The sequence below is a fragment of the Microvirga sp. jy35 genome (genome assembly GCF_056148915.1).
The window spans coordinates 1-22013 of record NZ_JBWBEW010000032.1 but is presented as its reverse complement, the minus strand read 5'-3'; the positions used below and the strand labels follow the sequence as shown (position 1 = coordinate 22013).

The window sequence follows — 22013 nt, the reverse complement described above, 5'->3', positions numbered from 1 at the left end:
AGTTACCTCAGAATGCCGCGGTGCCGCCGACCGACCGACCACCGTCGACGATCAGCACCTGCCCCGTGACAAAATTGGCCCGCTTATCGGCGAAGAAGGCCACGGCATGGGCGATGTCTTCGGGGATTCCCAGTTCCCCGGTTGGCTGTTGGCTGCGGAGCAAGTGCACGTCCGAGCGCGCCAGCAGCATATCTGTCTGGATTACGCCCGGCGCCACAGCATTCACCGTGATCTGCCTGTCACTCAAATCGAGCGCCAAAGCCTTTGTAAATCCAGCGACAGCGGCTTTCGATGCAACGTAGTGCGCATAGTTGCGTGCCCCGAAAGCCGCTCGTGAGCAAAGATTAATGATCCGACCCCATTTCGGCAACTGGCGTGCCGCCTGTTGGGAGAGATGGAACATACCCACGAGGTTGACTTCATACATCCGGCGGAAGTCGTCGGCAGTCAGTTCATCAAAAGCCTTTACATTGAAGATGCCGGCATTGTTCACCAGCACCTGCAGGTTCTCTGCACCATCGATCAGCGCCTGTGTGGCGATCGGATCCGTAATGTCGAGAATTTCGGCGCGTGCTTTGAAGCCCTGGGATGTAATTTGGTCTACGGTCTCGACCGCGGGCGCTTCGGCGCGGTCGGCTACGATCACGAAGAAGCCGTCTTCTGCCAAACGATGTGCGATGGCGCGACCGATTCCGGAACCTGCACCGGTGACGATGGCAGACTGAAGACTCTGTTCTGACATTGATTTTTCCTCGGATTCTGCCTTGCCGAGCAAAATGGTGCGACCTTGCTCGACATCATCGTTCAACAGAAGGAGACTGCGGATCTATCGGCGATCAGCAGTCCCAGTCGGGGGGAGCAGCGCTCAGGCGCGCCGCTCCGAGTTCAGGCTCAGAGGCCGAAGCTCTTCTCATCGACCTTCGAAAAGATCTCATCGGAGACTAGTTTGGCGACCGCATCTTCGTTATTGACGTCAATTCCTTCAAGGAGCTTCGTCCACTTGGCCTGGACGGCAAGAAATCCCTTTGCGACATCGGTCGGATCCTGCACGCGACGTTCCTTGGCAGTACGACCCGGATAAGTGTCGACCACATTGGTGCGGAACTTGGCCAAGGCCTCGACGAGTGAGGCGTCGGGTTGGTTGATCTTCAATCCACGCTCTTGAGACCCCTTCAGAGCCTTGCTGACAGCCTGAGAATAGGCAATCTGTACGCGAGCGACGCTGCGGGCGGTCACGTCGAGCAGCTTGCGGCGGTTCTCCGGGCCAATGTTAGACCAGAAGTCCTTGTTGTAGACATAGGTGACCCCGAGCGAGGTGCCCTGCTCAAGCATGGTGATAGTCTTGACCACTTCCCAGAGCTTAAGGCCCGTTTCGAGACTGGTCGGGTCCGTCAGGGTGCAGTCGATTGAGCCACGCTCAAGGCCGGAATAGACGTCCGCAGCCGTGACGGCCACCGGGACCGCGCCGAGAGACGAGACCCACTCGTTCTGAGCCGTGCCAGCCGTTCGGATCTTGAGGCCTTTGACAGCGTTCAGGTCACGCACGTCTCGCATGCACAACATCAGGTAGGTCGGCGTGGAGTAGCCGGCCAGAGCGACCGTACCGTGCTTGGCAAATTCATCCTGTATTCTTTTATTTGTAAGCACGGTCTCGGTTAGAGCAAAGGCGGTCGCCATGTCATTCGTTGCCACAAAGGCAAGGTCGTTGATCATACCTGAGATCGGCAGTTCTGACGGAGTATAGGAAGTGGCTACGAGCCCGAGCTGGGCCACATTGTCACCCAGAGCCCCCAATGTGGTCTGCGCCGGCACAAGTGAGCCCGATGAATAAAGCTCAAAATCGACCTTGCCGTTGGTAGCGGCCTTCACGTCGGCAAGAAATGGCACATAACCGACGCTGGTCAGGATGTGGCTCGGCGCCAGCCAAGTCGTCGCCTGATATTTGTCGGCATGGGCCACACCAGTCATCAAGGCTAGCGAAGCAGCGGTCGCGGTCAGGATCTTCCTCATGTCTCTCTCCCTAAAAAGTTTCGTTTGTTTGAGCGACGGGACGCAGTCTCGAGCGTCCCGACTTGTCTCTTGGCATTCTAGTTCGCCATGAGTTCAGGTAGCCACAGGCTGAGAGCCGGGAAGGCGATCAGTGCCGCAAGCACGAACAGATCGACGATGATGAACCAAGTGACACCTCCGAAGATCTGATTGAGCGAGACGCGACCGCCGAGTGAAGACTTAATGACAAAGACATTCATTCCGACCGGCGGGCTGATCAGCCCTATTGTCATCAGCTTGATGACCAGGATCCCGAACCAGGTAAGATCGACCCCATGGCTGGAAAGGACGGGCGCCAGAACGGGCATGGTGAGCAGCATGATGGATACCTCCTCCATGAAAGTACCCATCAAAGCGAGAATGACGCACACCAGAATGATCATGGTCATGGTGTCATAGCCATCGAAAAAGCCCATCACCCAGGTCGGAATCGTGGCAAGCGCCACGAAGCGGGCGAACAGCGCCGCGCCGAGCACGATCATGAAGATGGCCGAGGTGCCGGAAGCGGTATCGATGAGTGCGCGTCGGAGCATACGGTAGTTGAGGCTACCGCGAAGGACTGCGACTATACAGGCTAGAAACGCGCCCACGGCGCCAGATTCCGTTGCGGTGAAGACCCCGGTGAAGATCCCGCCCATCACGATGAAGGTAATCACCGGTAATGGCCAAGCATCGCGCAGGAGAGACCACTTCTCCGCCCTCGTCGCCTTATCGACGTAACGGGGAGCAAGGTTCGGATTGATCATGCAGCGCACGGTGATCATCAGGATGAACACTGCGGCTGTAAGGATACCTGGCACCAATCCAGCCATGAAGAGTGTATTGATCGACGTATCGACCAACAGGCAATAGATGATCATCAAAACCGACGGCGGGATCAGCGCAGCCAAGGTTCCGGACGCTGCCACGGATCCGGTCGCAAGACCAGGATCGTACTTGCTGTCCAGCATCTCAGGCACGGCAATTCGTGAGAAGGCAGCAGAGGTCGCCACGCTCGAACCACTTGCGGCTCCGAAGAGCGCAGAGGCGAAGACGGTAGAAGAAGCAAGGCCGCCGGGGATTCGAGCAAGAAAGATGCGTGCTGCCCCGAACAAACTTCGCGTTAGGCCCGCCTCAACGGCCACGAACCCCATGAAGAGAAACATCGGAACTGCAGAGAGATTCCAATCACCGATGAGGTTGAACGGAATCGCTTTCGAGATCCCGACTGCAGCGCTGAGGCCCATCATTGACCAGATGCCGAAGAAGGCGGTGACGCCCATGGCGACGCCAATTGGCACGCGGATGCCGATCAGCGCAAGGATGGCGATAACGCCGATTAAGCCGATCTCGAGACGTTCCATCCCAGCTTCCTCAGATTTCTACTGTCGAGTTAGGGTCGGTCGCGCGTCCACGCTCTCCCCGGAGAAGACGCATCACCAGCACGACAACAGCAAGGCAAAATCCGAACGGCAGCAGGAACTTGGCCGGCCACGTCGTGATGCGCCAGATGCCGTCCACTTGCTCGTTGACTCTCCAGGCGCGGACTGCAAGATCCCAAGAGAACCAAGCCAGCACACTGTAGTAGATTGCCGAAATGACATCCGCGGCGACGAGCATAAACTTCTGAGCGCGCAGGGAGACTTTCTCGTAAATCACCTCGACGACGATGGAGCCGCCCGCCGCCTCCACATAGGCGAGCGGAAGGAAAACGGCGCCGATCATGTAGTAGGCGGCCACGACCTCAGCCGTGCCGGGCAGAGGAGCATTGAGGAGATATTTTCCCAGCACGTCGGTCATGACGTGGATCATCATCAGCAGGATCACTAGCCCGGAAACCCAGGCCAACAGTTGGGTGAGCTTTTCGGCAAGCCTTACCATCGTCTCCTCCGTGGCGCTGATCCGCGCTATTGCATCCGGTATCCGCCATTGACGTCGATCACAGCGCCGGTGATGTAGGACGCATCCTTGCTCATCAGGAAGGCAACGGCGCCGGCGACATCTTCGGGACTGCCGACCCGCTGAAGGGGAATGTTTCCGGTGACGGAGGCATAGTTCTCGGGATCCAGTGATTGATGCAGCATGGGTGCATCAATCAGTCCGGGAGCGACCGCATTGATCGTAATGCCCATGGAAGCAGCCTCACGGGCGGCAGCCTTCACGAGACCAAGAACAGCACTCTTACTCGCGATATAGGCAGAACTCGAACGATACCCGCCCAGCTGCGCCGCAACCGACGAGAATGCTACGAAGCGGCCACTTTCAACTGGGGCACTCGTGCGGGCGCGCAGGTACTCACGCAGAAGCAGGAAGGTTCCGGTGCTGTTCACTCGCTGTGTCAGGTCCCACTCATCTAGGGAAATCTCGGTCAGTGGCGGGCGCTGCCCACCATTCCGTAGCAGCAAAATGCCAGCAGCAGCGACCACGAGGCCGATCTTGGCCCCGTTGGTCTCGACATCATTGAAGAGCTTGTGGACCTTCGCTTCATCCGTCACGTCGAGAGCAAAAGCCTTGTGTCCACTGTCGGGCAGCGACGCCACGACCTCGGCCGCACCAGCCTCATTGGTGTCGGTCGCGATGACAGGAAAGCCATCGCTGGCAAGACGCTGAACGATAGCTCGACCGATCCCGCCTGCAGCCCCGGTCACGAGGGCATAATTGGTCATGGATCCTCCCTGAATACATTCTTGCAAGGTTGATGATCGGCAGATTGGATCCAATTCCCCGTCGGCACAACCCAACTTTCGTCTTAAATGTGGTAAATTGGATCCACGGCTTAGTCGGGGCCCCTTGCACTTGCTACGGCGCGCAGTATTTTCTGAGCATGAGCACTGCAACCACATCACTCCCTGCGGAGATCACCAGCGCCGATCTTGTCGCGAAAACCATTCGCGAGAAGATCCTGGAAGGTGAGTTGGAACCGGGCCGAAGGCTCCAGCAGGACCATCTGTCTGACATGCTAGGCGTCTCCCGCACGCCCCTTCGGACGGCATTGGCCATGATCGCCCAGGAAGGACTCATCGAGTATGAGGCCAATCGGGGCTATCGCGTCCGAGCCTTTTCGATCTCCGAGGTGCGGGATGCTTTCGCCGTCCGTGCGCAACTCGAGGGTTTCGCCTGTCGATGCGCAGCGGAGCGGAAGATCCCGGACGCGACGATCGCCAGATTTGAGGCGCTGGTCACGGAGGGAGACCGCCTCCTGTCTGGCGGAACGCTGGATCCTTCCCTACTTCCCGCCTACCGACGCATGAATGTCGAGTTTCATCAACTGATCATATCTCTGGCAGGCAACTCCTGGATCGAGAGCTTCGTGCGACAAACACACAACGTTCCCTTGGTATCGGATCGCATCATCCTCTGGGACAACTACGACATCATCTATCGCTCCCATGACGACCATCATCGGATTGCAAAGGCGATTGCTCATAATGAGGGTATCCGAGCCGAGAACCTGATGATCGAGCACGTGATCTTCGCAGGAAAGCTCTTGGCCGAGAGGCTCGAAATGGATCCACGCGGGGTCCTGATGTCGCAGAGCAAGACCTCGAATAGTTTCCCCAAGTCCCGCAAGAACGGAAAGTTATGATGACTACCCTGAAACTGTTCCACTCGCCTGCTTCTCCATATGTCCGCAAGGTCCTGGTAAGTGCCCATGAGAAAGGCGTCGCGCATCAGATCGAGTTGCTGTCATCGGCGGCAGGCCCAGTCAAACGTGACCAAGCGATCATTCCTCACAATCCATCCGGCAAGGTACCGACAGCCATCCTACCGGACGGCCAGCCTCTTTTCGACAGCCGTGTGATCTGCGCCTATATAGATACTTTGAGCGAGACGCCGCGTCTTGTGCCGACGTCACATGACGAACGGTTCCGTGTACTGACGCTTGAGGCTCTTGCGGATTCCATTCTGGATGCAGCTCTGCTCTGCCGCTACGAGACGGTTATGCGCCCCGAAGAGAAGCGCTGGGCCGACTGGTACAACGGCCAGATGGAAAAGATCGACAGCGGCCTCGATGACCTGTCCCGCAACTGGTTGGGCAGACTGCAAGGCCCGGTTTCCGCCGGCAGCATTGCCGTTGCTTGCGCACTCGGTTACCTGGACTTCCGCTTCGCCGACAAGGACTGGCGCACAGGCTGCAATGCCCTGGCCGATTGGTACGGAGTGTTCGCTGAGCGCCAGTCGATGAAGGCTACCTGGCCTCAAGGGTAATTCGACCCTGGCTGCGCTTAATCGCCCGCAGCACCGAATGTTCTTCATCCTTTGCAAGAAGAGCCGCTTGTCCGATGCAGGTGGCCTTTTCACTCTGAATGCATGAGGACCCGGGGTATAAAGCTTACTTTGGATCTGGCTGGTTGGCAGCATGCGCACTGACAATCCGGATGACATTCAATGCGGTAAGCAGACCTAGCGTGCAGATGGCAACTCCTAAGATCTCCGATGAGGTTGGCCACTCGTTGAGCAGTGGAACCGCGAGCAGAAGTGCGCCCGATGGTACAATCGAGGGAAAGAGCGACGCCTCTGTCGCGCCGAGATAGGAAACCGCCTTGGCAATCGCGACAGGCGCAAGGCATCCGCCCAGTACCCCCTGAAACAGGGCTTGGCTGATCCACACGCTCGAAGGTACAGGGCTGTTGGTGTGCCATGCCAGAAAGAACGGCAGGAAAGCAAGGGTCGATAGGATTGACACGTACCCGATGCCCGCCAGAGGCTCGACCTTCCAACGCCCGAGAAGATACGTGAATATGCCCCAGAGTGTCCCGGCGGCAGCGAAGCACAAATCGCCTAACCATATTTGGTCCGACGCCTGAGAGCTCACATCCTGACCCCTGGCGATAACAAGCAACCCGGCGATAAGGATGATCATCCCCAGCAGTCGGAACGGAGCGGGTTTCGTACGATCGAGAATCCACGCCAGCGTGGAACTGCTTACCATCGTGGCGCCGGCGGTTAGTACCACCGCATGCGACAACGGTGCCAAGCCGAACGCGGTATTAATCAGGAGGCCGAACAATGGCCCTGCCAAAGCCACGAGCGTAAGGACCCGCAGCCATCCGAAGCTGTGCTTCCTGCCACGTGAGGCGACAAACGGTGCCAACAGGATGGCTGCGACACCAAATCGGAGCATCGACATGTCTATTGGGGCAAGCCCATCCATCCGGCCGAGGCGCGACCCAACATTGTAGCCAGACCAGGCGAGCGCCGCGATGAGCCCCCAGAGAATGCCTGTAGCCAGCGATTTCCGACACTTTGGCTGGGCAGTACTTGTTTGAGCAAGGGACGTCATGGTGTGACCTTCAAAAGCGACGCCTGGTTGCTCAGGTGGGAGCTATCAAGCCACGATCGTTCACCGCTGGAGGGCTTTCAGGGTCAACTCATCAACCTGGAACGCTCCGATAACCTTGATGTCGATGGTATCGGCGAGCGCACTCTGCGTCGCATCATCGTTCGCGCCTTCTGGTAACCAGACTTCCAGCACGGCGTCGACGGCCTGGTGACCCGAGGGGACGGCCGGATCGGCCCAGTCTTCCTCGTTGATGACGCGATTGGAGCGAAGCGCCATGGTTTCCCATTGGGCTGCGAGCACGGGGAAGAGCTCTTCGTCGAAAGCCTTCAGAGCAGCGTCCGGACCACCCAGCAAATAAATGAACTTTGCCGGCAGACGGCTGGTGTTGCCGTGTTGCCGCGTGTCTCCCTGCTGCTGCACCACGATGGTGACGCCATTGAGAAACCTGTGCAAGTCATCGACACAGGCGCGCTGTTCGGCGGAATCCATGGCCACCCGCATGGACTCGATATCGTCGAACCAGAGTTGCGAGATGCCATCCACGCGGTGCAGCCTTGCGGCCTGTGGCGAGGGGCGACGAGCGAGGATGTGGTTCTGGCGATACGCCCGCATGGCCGCGACTTGCAGCGCGATCGGACCGTGCACATGACGCCAGTGCTCGGAAAATTGGGTGAAGTCGACATCGTCGCGTTTGCGGATCAGCCCGCTCCGGATGACCATGCTTCACTCCAGTTTGAGTTCGCGAGAGAACATCGGCGCTTAGTCTTCGGTGCAGGCGATTGAGGCCAGCCCAGCGTTCGGGACGTCCTGGCGGGCCGGCACTCAGGAGTGACAGTCCAGACTATCCCTTCCCTTGGTTGATTTTGCTGCGACAGCTGCTTCTAGCCTTGCAGGGCTGCCCACATCTCCCGGTCTCGGTCAGCGGTCCAGATGACGGGGTGATCGATGCCCGAGGCCTCGTCGAAGGCGCGGGCGACGTTGAACGGCAGGCAGTGCTCGTAGATGGCGAAGGAGCCGAACTTCGGGTCCATCACCTCGCGGGTGGCCGCGGAGGTCTCCTTCAGTGAGCGGCCGCGCGCGACCGACAGTTCCGCCGCGCCATAAAGGGTGCTGACGAAGTCACGCGTCATCGCCACGGCCTCGCGCACCTGCCGCTCGCCCTGCAGAGCATCACCACGGCCGGGCGCGATCGCCTTGGGCTGGAAGTCCAAGATGGCGTCAAGGGTCTGCGGCCACTCGCGCAGATGGGCGTCGCCGCAATAGCAGGCCGAGTGATATTCCACGAGGTCGCCTGTAAACATCACCTCGGCATCCGGTACCCAGGCGACGATGTCGCCGGCGGTATGCCCTGCGCCAAGATGGAACAGCTTGACCTCGCGCTTGCCGAGAAACACCGACATGCCGCTCTCGAAGGTCAGCGTCGGCCAGGTCAGACCGTCCGGAATGCTGTTCTCGCCCCGGAACAGGCGAGGAAATCGCCCGATTTCGGAGGCCTTGTCCTGTTCGCCACGCTCGACGATCAGGTCATAGGTGGTGTTCGAGGCGATGATGGCTTCAGCCTTGTAGGCCGAGGCGCCGAGGACCCGCACCGCATGGTAATGGGACAGCACCACGTACTTGATCGGCTTGTCCGTCACGGATCGCACACGGGCGATCACGTCCTCGGCCATCGCCGGGGTAGCCTGAGCGTCGATCACCATGCAACCATCATCGCCGATGATGATGCCTGTGTTCGGGTCGCCCTCAGCGGTATAGGCGTAGAGATCCGGCCCGATCTCGGTGAACGACACCGTCTTGTCCGACAGATCTCCTGTCGAGGCAAAGGCTTTGCTGGACATTCTCTTCTTCTCCCGATTACCGGCCTGAGCCTGTCAGGCGCTGTTGTCGACGGAACGGAGTTTTTCGATCAGAGGCGCGCGCTTGGCGAGCCATGGCCCATGCTGAATGGGCCAGTCCTCAAAACGTAGGTCATAACCAAGGTCGTGAGCCGCGTGATGCGGCCAGTAAGGGTCGTAGAGCGCCTCTCGGCCGACCGCGATCAGATCCGCCCTGCCCTCCTGCAGGATGGCTTCCGCCTGCGGCCCATCGAGAATGACGCCCACAGCCTGCGTCAGGACATCGGCCTCGCGGCGGATGCGCTCCGCATACGGGACTTGGAAGCCCAGTCCTCTTGGAACGTTCATGTTGCGTGTTTCGTCGGACAGGCCGCCTGACGAGCAATCAATCACGTCAACCCCGATGGTCTTGAGCGCGCGCGCAAGGACAACGGAGTCGTCCAGCCCCCAGCCGTCTTCGGTGCCGTCGACTGCGGAGATCCGCACGAAGAGCGGCTTGTGCTGAGGCCACGCCGCCCGAACATCGCACGCGACCTCGAGGGCGAGCCGCATGCGGTTGTCGCGGGAGCCGCCATAATCGTCTTCGCGGCGATTGGAATGCGGCGACAGAAAAGATGCCACGAGATAGCCGTGACCGAAATGCAGTTCAAGGACGTCGAAGCCGACCCGGTCGGCCCGCTCGGTCGCGGCAATGAACAATTGCCTGATCTCGGCGAGGCCTTCTCCACTCAGAGCCTCCGGAACGGACCACTCAGGGCCCGCGGCAAGAGCACTCGGACCGATGCGGCGCCAAGGCTCGCCCGTTTCCTTCAATTGCTCCACGGTCAAGGCGCGCCCGCCCTCCCACAGGGCCTGCGACCCGGCTTTGCGTCCAGCATGGGCCAGCTGGACGCCGATGGCGGCGCCGTTCTGATGCACGAAGTCGACGATCGCCCTGAACGGTGCGACCTGCTCATCCGACCAGAGCCCCACGTCCCGAACGCCGATCCGCGCTCCCGGCTCCACAGCGGTGCTCTCGACGAAGATCAGGCCCGCGCCGCCAAGCGCGAACTTGCCCAGGTGAACCAGATGCCACGCGCCAACGCAGCCCCGCTCCTCCGCCGAATGCTGGCACATGGGCGAAATGACCACGCGGTTCTTGAGTTCGATGCCGCGGATGCGCAGAGGCTCGAACAGGCACGGCCGGTGCGGTGACGTCATGACGCTTCTACCTTCTTCGGCTGCGGCACGGGGTCGGCTTACGCCGCTGGCCTGCTCGTGACGGAAGTGCTCTCCTCCGTTACGCCCGCCAGATGGCGGCCGGCGATGTAGCCGAACGTCATGGCCGGGCCCAGCGTGATGCCGCCGCCTGGATAACTGCCACCCATGATGCTCGCCATATCGTTGCCAGCGGCATAGAGGCCCGGGATGACCCGTCCGCTCTCGTCGATGACCCTTGCATTCGGATCGGTGCGTAGACCCGCGAAGGTACCGAGATCGCCCGGCACGACCTTCACCGCATAGAAGGGGCTGCGCTCGATCGGACCGACACAGGGATTTGGCTTCTGGTCGGGATCGCCAAGATAGCGGTTATAGGCGGTGCTGCCGCGCTTGAACTGCGGATCCGCGCCCTTCCGAGCATCACGGTTGAAGGTCTCTACGGTTTGCTCGAAGGCAGCAGGGTCAATGCCGGCTCTCTGCGCAAGTTCGCGCAGCGTTCGTCCTTTGAGCAAATACCCGTTCTGCAGATAAGGCGTCAGGGGCACTGGGAAGGGCTTCACGAAACCGAGGCCATAGCGGCGGATCGTCGGATGATCGACGATGAGCCACGCCGCCTTTTCCGGATCGTCCCCGCAGGCGCCGATCATGGCCTGCACAAAGTCGTGGTAGGAATTGGATTCGTTGGTGAAGCGCTTGCCGCTTTTGGTGACGGCGATGACGCCCGGCTTGCCGCGGTCGATGAAATGCGGGAACGGACCCGATGTTCCGTCACGGCGCGGAACCAGCGAAACTGGCACCCAAGCCGCCGCATTCGGCAGACCCTCGATTGCGCGGCCTCCAACCTTCTCACCGAGCCGGATGCCATCACCCGTGTTGCCGGCAGGTGCCGGCGACCAGTGCTCCTGTCCGGTGGGAGCATGCGGGAATAGCTCTTTGCGGCGCAACACATCCTGCGGGAAGCCGCCCGCGGCTAGCACGACGCCGCGGCGGGTGCGGACCTCGGTCACACCATCTTCGGTCTGCACCAGTGCGCCTTTGACAGCACCATCCTCCACGACCAGGTCCTTCACCGGCGCGGAGGTCCAGATCGGAACGTTCCGGTCAAAGGCGGATTTTGCGAGCCGCCCGATCAGCGCGTTGCCGTTGGTCAGCCGCATCGCACGTCCGTGAGAGGCGAGATCCCGACCGTATTTCGCCAGAAGCACGCCCACATAAGCGGCCGATTTGACGGAGCGGGTGACGTTGAAGAAGTGCAGCAGTTCCTTCCCGGACCCGATCATCATTCCGAGGAAGGTGATTTCCTTGAGCGGTGGCCTCAGGCGCGCGATTTCCTTGCCGAGTTTGCGACCATCGTAAGGGGTCGCCACGATTGATCGGCCGCCGGACGTGCCGCCCGGCGCATCGGGATGATAGTCCGAGAAGGCAGGCCCGAGGGTGAACTCCATCTCGGTGTTCGTCTCGAAAAACTCAACCATCTTCGGGCCGTTTTCAAGAAAGGCATCGACACGGCCCGCATCGAAATGATTGCCGGCTTCGTGCTGGAGGTAGGTGCGCGCCGCTTCCTTGGAGTCTTCAAAGCCTTCCTTCTGCGCGAGCGGATTGCAGGGTATCCACATCCAGCCGCCGGAGCGTGCGGTCGTTCCGCCGAAGACCGGCTCCTTCTCAGTAACGATGACGTCGAGCCCATGGTGACGGGCTGTCAGAGCGGTCGCAAGACCGCCTGCTCCCGATCCAACAACAAGGACATCGCAGGTGACAGTCTTCGTTGGCTTCATGGCGTTCCTCGCATCTCGTACCGGCCGGTCAATGCGCCGGGAGAACTTTGATTCAGCATACGCGAATGCGTTCGTTAATTTGTTTTAGACGAACGCATTCGCTCATTCAAGATATTTTGCAAGCCTCACGGGTTCGACTTCTGGCTCATCCCCGCTAGGACGACTTCATAGGTTTCCACGAGGAAAGTCGTGATTTCGGCGATGAAGTTGAGGGCATGCGTCTGCGAGACATTTGCCGCCTGGGAACGGAACGCGGCCTCGACATCTGCAACGGAGCGAAACCACAGTTCCACCATGCCATCGATGGGAAGAGCCTCGTAGGAGGCGGGCTGGCCGAGGCCCGAGCTTCTCCCTGTCACCAGATTTTGGGTGTACCCCATCAGGTTCGGAAACTTGCTGACAGCTTTGGCGTGGAAGCCCCACCACTCCTCCTTGAACTGCTCAGGGGTCAGACCCGGCTTCCGTGTCAGAATTGACATGCGCTTCACGAGCGGCCCGGCAGAGGGATCGGCGGGCACGACTACATTCTGTACGGCGGTGATCAGCGCCGTTGGACCGACAAAGAGCTGGTGGTCACGTGCGACGGCCTTGTACTCGTCGGAGGATAACGCCCTCGTCATCTGGTCTTCGCTGTCGAACCACAGCTCAGAAATGCCGTCGATGGACCAGGGGCCGCGGGCATGATCGATGGCAAGCTGGCGGTCGTCCACAACATGGTTCTGATGATAGCGTCGCAGGCCGGGCAGGCGCGCGGCCAGAGGGCCATGCACCTCGCGCCAGTGGCGTCTGAACTCGGCCGGACTCACGTCAGGCCTGCGCGTGAGGAGTCCCATGCGAACGGTCATGTTGGCCCCCTCAGACCGCCAGATAGCCGCCGTCGACGACGAGGGTCGTTCCAGTCACGTAGCTCGACATGCTGGACGCGAGGAAGACAGTCGGACCGACGAGTTCCTCCGGCTCCCCAAAGCGCCCGAGGGGAATTCGAGACAGGAAGCGCTCCGCCCGCTCGGGATTGGTGCGCGTTGCCTCGGTCATCGGCGTGTTGAGAGTGCCCGGAGCGATGGCATTGACGCGAACACCATCCTTGGCGAGTTCCTGCGCGAGATTCTGGGTCAGCATGCGCACGGCGGCCTTAGACGTCGAGTAGCTGATCGATGTCGCGGTCGACACGAAGGCGGCGATGGAGGCCATGTTGATGATCGTGCCTTTTGTCGCGCGCAAGGCCGAAACGAAGGCAAGCGTGACGTTCAGGGTGCCGTTCAGGTTCACCTGCATCGCGGCATCCCAGGAGCGCATCACATCCGGGCTGTCGATGGTGTTGCGCGGGCATATGCCGGCATTGTTCACGAGGATGGAAACTTGCCCGATGGACGCTTCTACATCGCGCGCCAGTGCACCGCATGCGTCTGAATCGGCAACATCGAGAGCAAAGGACCAAGCCTCTCCACCCTCGTTGACGATCGAATTGGCCGTGTGGGCGGCCGCCTCGCCATTCAGGTCGGTCGCGATGACCCGCGCCCCTTCCTTCGCTAGGCCACGCGCAATGGCAGCACCATTGCCCTGACCGGCGCCTGTGACCAGCGCAATACGCCCTTTGAGCAGCATTCGTTCCGGCTCCCTGACTTGGTTGGAAACACCGCCCGGTTTATCGCGGCGGCATTGACATCATAAGAGCATACGACGAATGCATTCGCAAATAGCGAATAGTCGTAAGTGCGTTCGATAATGAAACTTGCCACCCTGCGCAGGCAAAAGCACGCCAGGCGCCGCCAGAGCGTGGCGTGGAAGAGCGTTGGATCGAAAGCGACAGAGGGAGAGAAACTATGCCCGGCGGCGACGCTTCACGGGAGCATCAGTAGACGCAGTCTGCGCAGCTTCCACCTGCGGCGTCCCATCGATGGCGTGGGGCATGTAACCGAGTTGGGCTGACAACCTGCGCGTGAACGCCAGCAGGGCCTTGGCGTCGGCACTCTCGGGGTGAATGTCAAGAACCCCGGTCGGTCCGATGACGGTGATGGCGAGTTGCATCTGTCCGCTGTAGTCGAAGACGGGAGCCGCAATACCGTTGATGCCCGTGACGGGCTTGCTCTCCGTGGAGGCATAGCCAAGCCTTCGCGCGGTTATGATTTCGGCTTCAAGCTCCTTGCGCGACGTTGCCGTGCCCACGCCCTGGATGCGGGCTCCCTTCCGCAGTTCCTCGGCCAACTGAGCTTCGATGACCTTGGGCGACATGAAGGCCGCGAAGACTTTTCCGGTCGCGGTACCGGTGACGGAAAACACGGTGCCAGTGCGCACGTTCACGTGGACCTGATCGCTGCCCTCTTGGACCTGTACGATGGTAGGACCATGGGTTCCCCACACAGCGATTGTCACCATGTGGTCGATCTGTTCCGCAAACTCGACGATGGCGTGACCTGCGAGCCGCAAGGGATCGAAGCTGCGCAGCCGTGCGATGCCCAGCTGGAGGGCGAAGGGACCAAGCTGATAACGGCCGCTTGCGATGTCCTGCTCCACGAGTTCGAGCTTGCGGAAGCTCACGAGGTAGGCATGGGCTTGGGCGGGGGCGACATCGGCCAAGGTTGCGAGTTCGCGCAGCATCAGGGGCTTTCCCGCTTTGACCAAAGCCGAGAGGATACGCCCCCCGACCTCGACCGATTGTACGCCGCGTCCTTCTATGCTCATGACCTGCTCAGTGTTTGTGATCTGCCCCGCATCACGCGGCGTTGTGGGAAATCCCGAGATACGCCGCGCGGACCTTGGGGTCGTGGAGGAGCTGCTGCCCGGTGCCAGACAGTATAACACTCCCCGTTTCGAGCACGTAGGCCCGATCCGCAATAGCAAGTGCCATATTGGCCATCTGTTCCACAAGCAGGATGGTGATGCCGGACTTACGCAGGGATACGATGATGCCGAAGATCTCCTGGATGATCTTCGGCGCAAGGCCAAGGGAAGGCTCGTCGAGCAGAAGCAGACGGGGCTTTCCCATCAAGGCCCTTGCAGTGGCCAGCATCTGCTGCTCGCCGCCCGACAGGGTGACGGCGAGCTGATCGCGCCGCTCCCGCAAGCGCGGAAAAAGCTTGAACTGCTCCTCCACCTCGGCATCGAGGGCATCGTTGGACAGCCGCCGGAAATAGGCTCCCAAGGTCAGATTGTCGTAGACAGTCTGGTCCGGGAAAACCTGACGCCCTTCCGGTGAGAGGGCGATCCCCCGCGCCACCCGCTTGTGGGGCGCAAGTCGCGAGATTTCTTCACCATCGAAGATGATCTGCCCCGAACTCACGGGCATCAGACCAGCGATACCTTTGAGCAAGGTGCTCTTGCCAGCCCCGTTCCCGCCCACGATGGCGACGACCTCCCCGGCCTCCACATCAATGGAGGCCTTGCGAACCGCAGCAATCGGTCCATAGGCGAGATTCACGTCTTTCAGCTTCAGCATGCGTGCCCCCTGCCCTAGGCTGCCTCGACGGAGGTGCCGAGATAGGCCTCCATCACCCTTGGATCCGCTTGGACCTTGCTCGGCGCGCCCTCAGCGATCTTCTGGCCGTAGTCGAGCACGATCACGTGGTCCGAAATCGACATGACGAGATCCATGTGGTGCTCGATCAGAAGAATGGTCATCCCCTCGTTACGGATCCGCACCAGCAGCTGGCCGAGCTCCGCCGTTTCCTGCGGGTTCAAACCGGCAGCTGGCTCGTCCAGGAGGAGGAGCAGAGGTTCCGAGGCCAGGGCCCGCGCCAGCTCGACGCGGCGCTGAAGACCGTAGGCGAGGCTTCCCGCCAGAGCGTCGGCATAGGGCAACAGCCCGGTGAACTGGAGGATATGGTTGACCTTCTGCAGGGCCTTGGCCTCCTCCCGCCGCGCCTTGGGCAACCCGAGGAGCGATGAGACGAAACCGTTCTGCATGCGGGAATGCTGCCCAAGAAGCACGTTCTCACGGACGGACAGATCCTTGAACAGCCTGAGATTCTGGAAGGTGCGCGCCACACCACGGCCGCAGATGCCATGAACCGTCTGCTGCGTGATGTCTTGGCCCAGGAACGTCACCTTACCGCGATCGGGCCGAATGATGCCGGTCAGCATGTTGATGAAGGTGCTCTTGCCTGCGCCATTCGGTCCGATCAGGGCATGGATGTGACCTACCGTCAGATTGACGGATACATCCTTGGCGGGAACGACGCCGCCAAAGGCCTTGTTGAGGCTGTCGGCCCTCAGCAGGCTTCCCGCGGCCGTCTCGGGGACGGATCGGGTCGGCAGCTGCGATGCAGCCCGGCTCGGCTCAGCGCCTCTGCTAGCGCTGTGACCAAGCCCGAACCTCCTGAAGAGTGAGCCGAAGACGCCGGCCAGTCCCTTCGGCATGGCGTAGAGAGCGAACAGCAGCAGTGCACCGTTCACAAAATGCTCGATCCAGGTCCAGCGCGCCACGAGTGCCCCGATGATGACGAGGGTCACCGATCCGAGGAGCGGGCCATAGAGTGAGCCGCTGCCGCCGAACAGCACGAGAAGAAGGATGAAGATCGACAGGTGGAAATTGATGAAATCGGAGTTGATGTACTGGTTCTGCTGCGCCACGAGCGCGCCTGCCAGCCCGCAGGTCACAGCAGCGATAACGAAGGCAAGGACCTTGTAGCGGTACACCGCAACACCCACGGCACCAGCCGCTACCTCGTCAGCCTGCAGCGACAGGAAGGCGCGTCCGAACCGGCCCTGCAGAAGATTGCGCAGGAGAAGATGAGCGACGAGGCAGAGCCCCAGCCCGAACCAGACCCATTGCAGCATGGTGAAAGGCACGCCGCCGATATGGAGCGGCTGAATCGCATAGATGCCCATCGCGCCGCCGAACACCTCGGAGCCCTCCGTGACCACCTTTTCGATCACGATACCAAAGGCCAGGGTAACCATCGCAAGGCTCGGCCCTTTCACGCGCAGCGACGGCATCGCGATCAGGATGCCGAAGACGGCCGAAACGCCGCACGCTAGGAGAAGGGATAGCCAGGGACCGATTTCGTAGCGGGTTGTCAGCAGGGCCACAGCATAAGCACCTGCCGCAAACAGGCCGGCCTGGCCGAGCGATTTCTGTCCAGCAAAGCCCAGGAGTACGTTCATGCCCGCTGCGCACAGGAAGTAGACGCAGATCATGAACAGGGTGCGAAGATAGAACTCGTTTTCGATGAACGACGCAACTGCGGCGATCACGGCTGCGACAGCGACGGATCCGATCAAGTGGCGCATGAGAGCTAAACCTTGTCGACAGCAGCCTGGCCGAAGAGGCCCGCCGGGCGAAACGCCAGAACCAGGATAATCAGGCCGAACACCACAATCTCACGCCATTGCGCCTGCCAGAGGCCCACGGCAGACTCCAGCACGCCCAGGATGAAGCCGCCATAAATGCAACCGCGTGGGTTGTTGAGGCCACCGATGATTGCCGCCGAGAAGGCTTTAAGGGCAAAACCAATGCCCATGAACAGGGATGCGGAGGCAATCGGCGCAATCAGAACGCCTGCCACGCCTGCGAGACCGCTTGACAGGGCGAAAGCGCCGATCATGACCAAGCCGACATTGATGCCCATCAGGCTCGCGATGTGGGGCGAGTGTGCCACGGCCATCATGGCCTTGCCGATGCGCGAGCGGCGCATCACCAGATCGAGCGCCACCATGATCAGGATGGCGCAGGCCAGAACCAGAAGCTCCTGCGGGCGTACGCCGGCTCCGGCGATCCGCAGCACATCGTCTCCCAGCGGAGACGGCACCATGACGGGCGCAGGGCCCCAGACGGCAAGCCCGATGCTCTGGAGCATTACGCCGAAGCCGAGAGTGCTCATCACCCAGTTCATGCCCCCCTTCCCGGCGAACGGCCTCACCGCAAGCAGAAAGATGAGTACTCCCATCAAGCCCGCGACCGCTCCGGCGGCGATGACTGCCGCAGGGTACCGCCAGGCGGAAGCCGCCTCGCTTGGAACAGCCGTCGTTGTGCTCGCTAAGCCGGAGAACAGCAGGAGCATCGTCACGCCGATGAAGGCACCAAATGCGATGAACTCGCCTTGAGCAAAGTTCAGCGTCTTGGTGGTTGTGAAGGTGATGCTGAAACCGAGCGCGATCAGGGCGTAGACGCCACCGATGGCGAGGCCGCTGAGGAGTGTCTGGAGGTAGACGTCCATGGAAGCTCCAACGGTGCAAAGTGTCGGCGCCTGCCGGTCCGGCGAGGACCGGCAGGCCGTGCAGCTAGAGTCTTATTGTGTGAAGTCAGTCGGCTTGAGAGCCTTCACGACATCGTCCGTGTAGGTGACCAGCTTTCCGTCCTTCCAGTGGGTCCAGCGATAGTCGGCAGCCGTCAGCGCCTCGTGCTCGGACGCGGAGAACGGCTTGTTGTAGGTCTTCATAATGCCGTCGACCGGCGCTTGAAGGTTGTCGAGTGCCTCGCGCATCTTCGGCCCTTCCGTGCTGCCCGCCTGCTTGATTGCGGCAGCGGTAATCATGAGCGCGTCGTAGCAATGCGCTGCGAAGCTGAAAGCGCTCTTGGAGGCCATCTTCGGAGCCAGGCGATCAAAAAGCTGCTGCTGCTTGGGCGTGCGATCTTCGGTGATGGTGCGCATGAAGATCGGCTTCTCGGCCAACGTCTTGCCTGCGGTATCGAAGAAGCTCGCGTTATCCGCCGCCCAGGAGGTGAGGGTCACGGGGAAGTAGTTGATCTTCTCCATGCTGCGGACGAGCTGGGCGATTGGGGTTCCCTGCGCCCACACGAGAACCGCATCGGCTCCGGCTGATTTCATCTTGTTGAGCTGGGAGGTCATGTCAGTGTCGTTGACGCCGAACTTCTCAGTCGCCACCGGCTTCAGGCCCTTGGCTTCGGCGAGTTCCTGGAGATCCTTCAAACCACCCTGGCCGTAACCCGTAGTCTCAACGAGGAAGCCCACGTTCTTGATAGCGGGATTGTTCTTCGTATAGGCAATGAGGCCGGCAACCTGCGCCCGATCCACCATCGAGACGCGGTACATGTAGTTTTCAGCGTTGGCGCTTGCAGGCTTGGTGATGTCGGTGGCGGAGCCGATGCAGCCGATAGACGGATTCTTCTTCTGGTTGGGGATGTGCTTCCAGGCGAGCGCATTGCCGGAATTGGTCGGGCCGAGGACCGCCACAACCTTCTCGTTGTCAATGAGATCGCTCATATTCTGAATTGATTTCGGCGGCTGCGAGAGGTCATCGCGCACGACAAGGGTCAGCTGGCGGCCAAGCACGCCCCCGGCCGCGTTGATATCCTCGATGGCGGCTTGGATGCCGAGCACGCCAGCCTGCCCGCTCTGTGCGGACGGCGAAGCGGAAAGATCGCCGTTGAAACCGATCTTGATCTCTTGGGCGTAGGCCGCCGATGACATGGCGAGCGCGCTACCAAGGAGAGCTGCTTTCAGGGCTGTATGTTTTGGCATCATGGTTTTCCTTCCCTCAAGGGTACGATTTCGGCTGCGGGTTCCACGCCTATTGCGCACAACCCACCCGGGCTTTGGGCAGGCAGGGCCCGCCAGTTCTCAAAGGTCCTAGGGAAGAAAGAGGAGTGCCGACTTTCGCCTGCTCACGCCCTCCGCACCGTTTCCGGCAATGCCGGGATCGGGTTTCGGTCGGTTCCTTCCCTTCTGTCTTTCATACCGTCCGCTCTTTTGTCAGAGCTTACTAATATAAGTACTGAATAGCGAATGCGTTTGCAATAGACGAATGCAATGACTTTGGTAGTGGTGGCAGCGTGTATTCAGGGAAGGCCGTCTCGATACCGCTAAAAAGCGAAAGCGGCCGCTTATGGCGAAAGCGGCCGCTGTGAAGCTTCAAAGGACGGGAACCTCGTTTCAGAAACCCTGCTGATTTATCCTATTCTGCATCCGGTTGGTTGGCAGGATGCGCGCTGAGGAACGCTGGATGCTCACCGGCAACCTTCTCGACGCGGAGAATGCGTGGGAAGGCCTCCAGCGGCACCGCAAACCGCCGTGCTGCGTAGAGTTGCGGCAGGAGAAAAACATCGGCCAGTGTGGGCTCCGGACCGAAGCAAAAGCCTTCATTGCCGATGAGGCCTTCAACGGTCGAAAGCCCCTGCCCCACCCAGGTGGCGATCCAGGCGGTTACTTCCGCCTCTGAACGACCGAAAACTTTCCTGAGATGGTTGAGCGGACCGACATTGTGCAGCGGATGAACATCTCAACCGATGATCGACGCCACTGCCCTGACTTTGGCCCTTGCCACCGGATCGGACGGCAGAAGCGCAGGTGTCGGATAGATCTCTTCAAGATATTCGAGAATTGCGGGAGACTGGATGAGAATGCTGCCGTCATCGAGTTCGAGCGCCGGCACGCGGCACTGCGGGTTGATCGCCCGGTAGCTGGAAGCATTCTGCTCGCCCCCGTTGCGGACCAGATGAACGAAGGCCTGCTCCGCCTCAAGCTTCTTCAAGACGAGGGCAATGCGCACCCGGTAGGAGGAGGTAGACCGCCAATACGTATAGAGCTTCATGCCTGCACCCTCACGCAGCCGGCAGGATCATGGCCCGGCATTCGCCGAAGCCAACCGGTGCACAGCCATCCCGGCGGCTGCGGGCCCGCAGGATCACCTCGTCCCCATCCTCCAGGAAGCGGCGCTCCTCTCCCGAGGCGAGGCTGATCGGGCTCTTCCCGCCTAGGGTGGCCTCCAGAATGCTGCCGCAACTGGTTTGATCGGGACCCGAGATCGTTCCCGTGCCCAACAGGTCGCCAGGCTGCAGATTGCAGCCGTTGCTGCTGTGGTGTGTGACCATCTGGGCCACCGTCCAGTACATGTGCCTTGTATTCGAGAGAGCGAGCCGATGCGGCGGCAGTCCCTTTTCGCGCATGCGCGGGGTGAGAAGCAGAACCTCAAGTTCCAGATCCAGCGCACCCTCGCGCTGGTCCGCCTCATTCGTCAGGTATGGCAGGGGCGCGGGATCGCCCTCAGGCCGCCCGGGCTGCGCGATACGGAACGGCGCCAGCGCCTCCGGCGTCACGATCCAGGCCGAGATGGTGCTGGCAAAGTTCTTGGAAAGGAACGGACCGAGCGGCTGGTATTCCCAAGCCTGGATGTCGCGCGCCGACCAGTCGTTCAGGAGGCAGAAGCCGCCCACGTGCTCCGATGCCTTGCCGATGTCGATGGGCGCTCCGAGGTCGTTCCCGGGTCCAATCCAGACGCCCAGCTCCAACTCATAATCGAGCCTCCGACTGGGCCCGAAGCCCGGCTCCGCGGCATCCGGCGGCTTCGTTTGCCCACGCGGTCGCCGCACTGGCACACCCGAGAGTCGGATCGACGACGCGCGGCCGTGATACCCGATCGGGACATGCTTGTAGTTCGGCAGCAGCGGATTGTCGGGGCGGAACTGCTTTCCCACGTTGGTGGCATGATGAATGCCGACGTAAAAGTCCGTATAGTCGCCGATGTGCGCCGGCAGGTGCAGCGAACAGTCGGATGCTGGTTGCAGGCACGGCTCCACCCTCCCCTGATCCGGACTGCCCGCTTTCAGGATTTCTGACAAACGTGAGCGGAGGGCCTGCCGCGGCCCAGGCCCCAGCGCCAGGAATCGATTGAGCACCGAACCGGAGGCTGCTTCCGCTCCCCGCGCCGCCTCCTCTGTGAAGAGGCCTGCTGCCAAGGCAGCCGGCAAATCAAGGATCCGATCGCCAATGGCCACGCCACCGCGCGGAGCGCCACCGCCGGGGCTGAAGATTCCCAGCGGCAGGTTCTGGATCGGAAAATCGGGGTGACCGTTGGCAGAGTCCACCCAGCTTTCAAGCGTGGGATCATGCGTATGATCAATTTTGGCCATCGTTTCGATCAGCGCCGGTTCGGATCAAAATGCTTCTTCATCTTGTGACCGTAGGAAGCATAGTCCTTCTGCAGCGACTCCGT

22 protein-coding genes are annotated in these 22013 nt (G+C 60.7%); 2 read left to right on the top strand and 20 right to left on the bottom strand.

Annotated elements, in window-relative coordinates:
• Nucleotides 1-7 precede the first annotated feature (7 nt).
• From AC0QTX_RS19805 to AC0QTX_RS19785, 5 genes are all read right to left on the bottom strand, one after another.
• Nucleotides 8-808, bottom strand: coding sequence for an SDR family NAD(P)-dependent oxidoreductase (locus AC0QTX_RS19805; protein ID WP_474605539.1), 801 nt, complete (start codon nt 806-808; stop codon nt 8-10).
• Nucleotides 809-891: 83 nt separating this feature from the next.
• Nucleotides 892-2010, bottom strand: coding sequence for a C4-dicarboxylate TRAP transporter substrate-binding protein (locus AC0QTX_RS19800; protein WP_474605538.1), 1119 nt, complete (start codon nt 2008-2010; stop codon nt 892-894).
• A gap of 77 nt (nt 2011-2087) precedes the next feature.
• The gene (locus AC0QTX_RS19795; RefSeq protein WP_474605537.1) at nt 2088-3392 is read right to left on the bottom strand and encodes a TRAP transporter large permease; all 1305 of its coding nucleotides are present in this window, start codon (nt 3390-3392) and stop codon (nt 2088-2090) included.
• A gap of 10 nt (nt 3393-3402) precedes the next feature.
• The gene (locus AC0QTX_RS19790) at nt 3403-3909 is read right to left on the bottom strand and encodes a TRAP transporter small permease subunit (protein WP_474605536.1); all 507 of its coding nucleotides are present in this window, start codon (nt 3907-3909) and stop codon (nt 3403-3405) included.
• A gap of 26 nt (nt 3910-3935) precedes the next feature.
• Nucleotides 3936-4694 (bottom strand): SDR family NAD(P)-dependent oxidoreductase, encoded by a 759-nt coding sequence (locus AC0QTX_RS19785; RefSeq protein ID WP_474605535.1) that lies wholly within the window; start codon nt 4692-4694, stop codon nt 3936-3938.
• A 158-nt stretch (nt 4695-4852) separates the two neighbouring features.
• Here AC0QTX_RS19785 and AC0QTX_RS19780 point away from each other — a divergent pair, with 158 nt between their 5' ends.
• Entirely contained in the window at nt 4853-5614 is a 762-nt protein-coding gene (locus AC0QTX_RS19780; protein WP_474605534.1) for a GntR family transcriptional regulator, read from the top strand.
• Entirely contained in the window at nt 5614-6237 is a 624-nt protein-coding gene (locus tag AC0QTX_RS19775; protein WP_474605581.1) for a glutathione S-transferase, read from the top strand. Before AC0QTX_RS19780 ends, AC0QTX_RS19775 begins: the two co-directional genes overlap by 1 nt.
• 124 nt (nt 6238-6361) lie before the next feature.
• Here AC0QTX_RS19775 and AC0QTX_RS19770 read toward each other — a convergent pair whose 3' ends face one another.
• The 15 genes from AC0QTX_RS19770 to fahA form a co-directional block, all read right to left on the bottom strand.
• The gene (locus AC0QTX_RS19770; RefSeq protein ID WP_474605533.1) at nt 6362-7312 is read right to left on the bottom strand and encodes a DMT family transporter; all 951 of its coding nucleotides are present in this window, start codon (nt 7310-7312) and stop codon (nt 6362-6364) included.
• A gap of 60 nt (nt 7313-7372) precedes the next feature.
• Nucleotides 7373-8032 (bottom strand): EthD family reductase, encoded by a 660-nt coding sequence (locus AC0QTX_RS19765; RefSeq protein ID WP_474605532.1) that lies wholly within the window; start codon nt 8030-8032, stop codon nt 7373-7375.
• Nucleotides 8033-8193: 161 nt separating this feature from the next.
• Entirely contained in the window at nt 8194-9150 is a 957-nt protein-coding gene (locus tag AC0QTX_RS19760) for an MBL fold metallo-hydrolase (RefSeq protein ID WP_474605531.1), read from the bottom strand.
• 33 nt (nt 9151-9183) lie between these two features.
• On the bottom strand, nt 9184-10347 hold the full coding sequence (locus AC0QTX_RS19755; RefSeq protein WP_474605530.1) for an NADH:flavin oxidoreductase/NADH oxidase: 1164 nt from the start codon (nt 10345-10347) through the stop codon (nt 9184-9186).
• A 38-nt stretch (nt 10348-10385) separates the two neighbouring features.
• A complete protein-coding gene (locus AC0QTX_RS19750; RefSeq protein WP_474605529.1) occupies nt 10386-12122 on the bottom strand; it encodes an FAD-dependent oxidoreductase in 1737 nt (578 codons plus the stop codon).
• A gap of 125 nt (nt 12123-12247) precedes the next feature.
• Nucleotides 12248-12967, bottom strand: coding sequence for an EthD domain-containing protein (locus AC0QTX_RS19745; RefSeq protein WP_474605528.1), 720 nt, complete (start codon nt 12965-12967; stop codon nt 12248-12250).
• 10 nt (nt 12968-12977) lie between these two features.
• Complete coding sequence (locus AC0QTX_RS19740) at nt 12978-13727, bottom strand: SDR family NAD(P)-dependent oxidoreductase (protein ID WP_474605527.1); 750 nt, start codon at nt 13725-13727, stop codon at nt 12978-12980.
• A gap of 216 nt (nt 13728-13943) precedes the next feature.
• On the bottom strand, nt 13944-14804 hold the full coding sequence (locus tag AC0QTX_RS19735) for an IclR family transcriptional regulator (protein ID WP_474605526.1): 861 nt from the start codon (nt 14802-14804) through the stop codon (nt 13944-13946).
• A 31-nt stretch (nt 14805-14835) separates the two neighbouring features.
• Nucleotides 14836-15558 carry an ABC transporter ATP-binding protein gene (locus AC0QTX_RS19730; RefSeq protein ID WP_474605525.1) on the bottom strand — a complete coding sequence of 241 codons (723 nt, stop codon included), beginning with the start codon at nt 15556-15558 and terminating at the stop codon, nt 14836-14838.
• Nucleotides 15559-15572: 14 nt separating this feature from the next.
• A complete protein-coding gene (locus tag AC0QTX_RS19725) occupies nt 15573-17351 on the bottom strand; it encodes a branched-chain amino acid ABC transporter ATP-binding protein/permease (RefSeq protein WP_474605524.1) in 1779 nt (592 codons plus the stop codon).
• Nucleotides 17352-17356: 5 nt separating this feature from the next.
• Nucleotides 17357-18277, bottom strand: coding sequence for a branched-chain amino acid ABC transporter permease (locus tag AC0QTX_RS19720; RefSeq protein ID WP_474605523.1), 921 nt, complete (start codon nt 18275-18277; stop codon nt 17357-17359).
• 72 nt (nt 18278-18349) lie between these two features.
• The gene (locus tag AC0QTX_RS19715) at nt 18350-19546 is read right to left on the bottom strand and encodes an ABC transporter substrate-binding protein (protein ID WP_474605522.1); all 1197 of its coding nucleotides are present in this window, start codon (nt 19544-19546) and stop codon (nt 18350-18352) included.
• Nucleotides 19547-19976: 430 nt separating this feature from the next.
• Entirely contained in the window at nt 19977-20204 is a 228-nt protein-coding gene (locus AC0QTX_RS19710) for a glutathione S-transferase C-terminal domain-containing protein (protein ID WP_474605521.1), read from the bottom strand.
• Nucleotides 20205-20300: 96 nt separating this feature from the next.
• Complete coding sequence (locus AC0QTX_RS19705; RefSeq protein ID WP_474605520.1) at nt 20301-20612, bottom strand: glutathione S-transferase N-terminal domain-containing protein; 312 nt, start codon at nt 20610-20612, stop codon at nt 20301-20303.
• A gap of 10 nt (nt 20613-20622) precedes the next feature.
• Complete coding sequence (fahA, locus tag AC0QTX_RS19700) at nt 20623-21930, bottom strand: fumarylacetoacetase (RefSeq protein ID WP_474605519.1); 1308 nt, start codon at nt 21928-21930, stop codon at nt 20623-20625.
• Between the last annotated feature and the right edge of the window lie 83 nt (nt 21931-22013).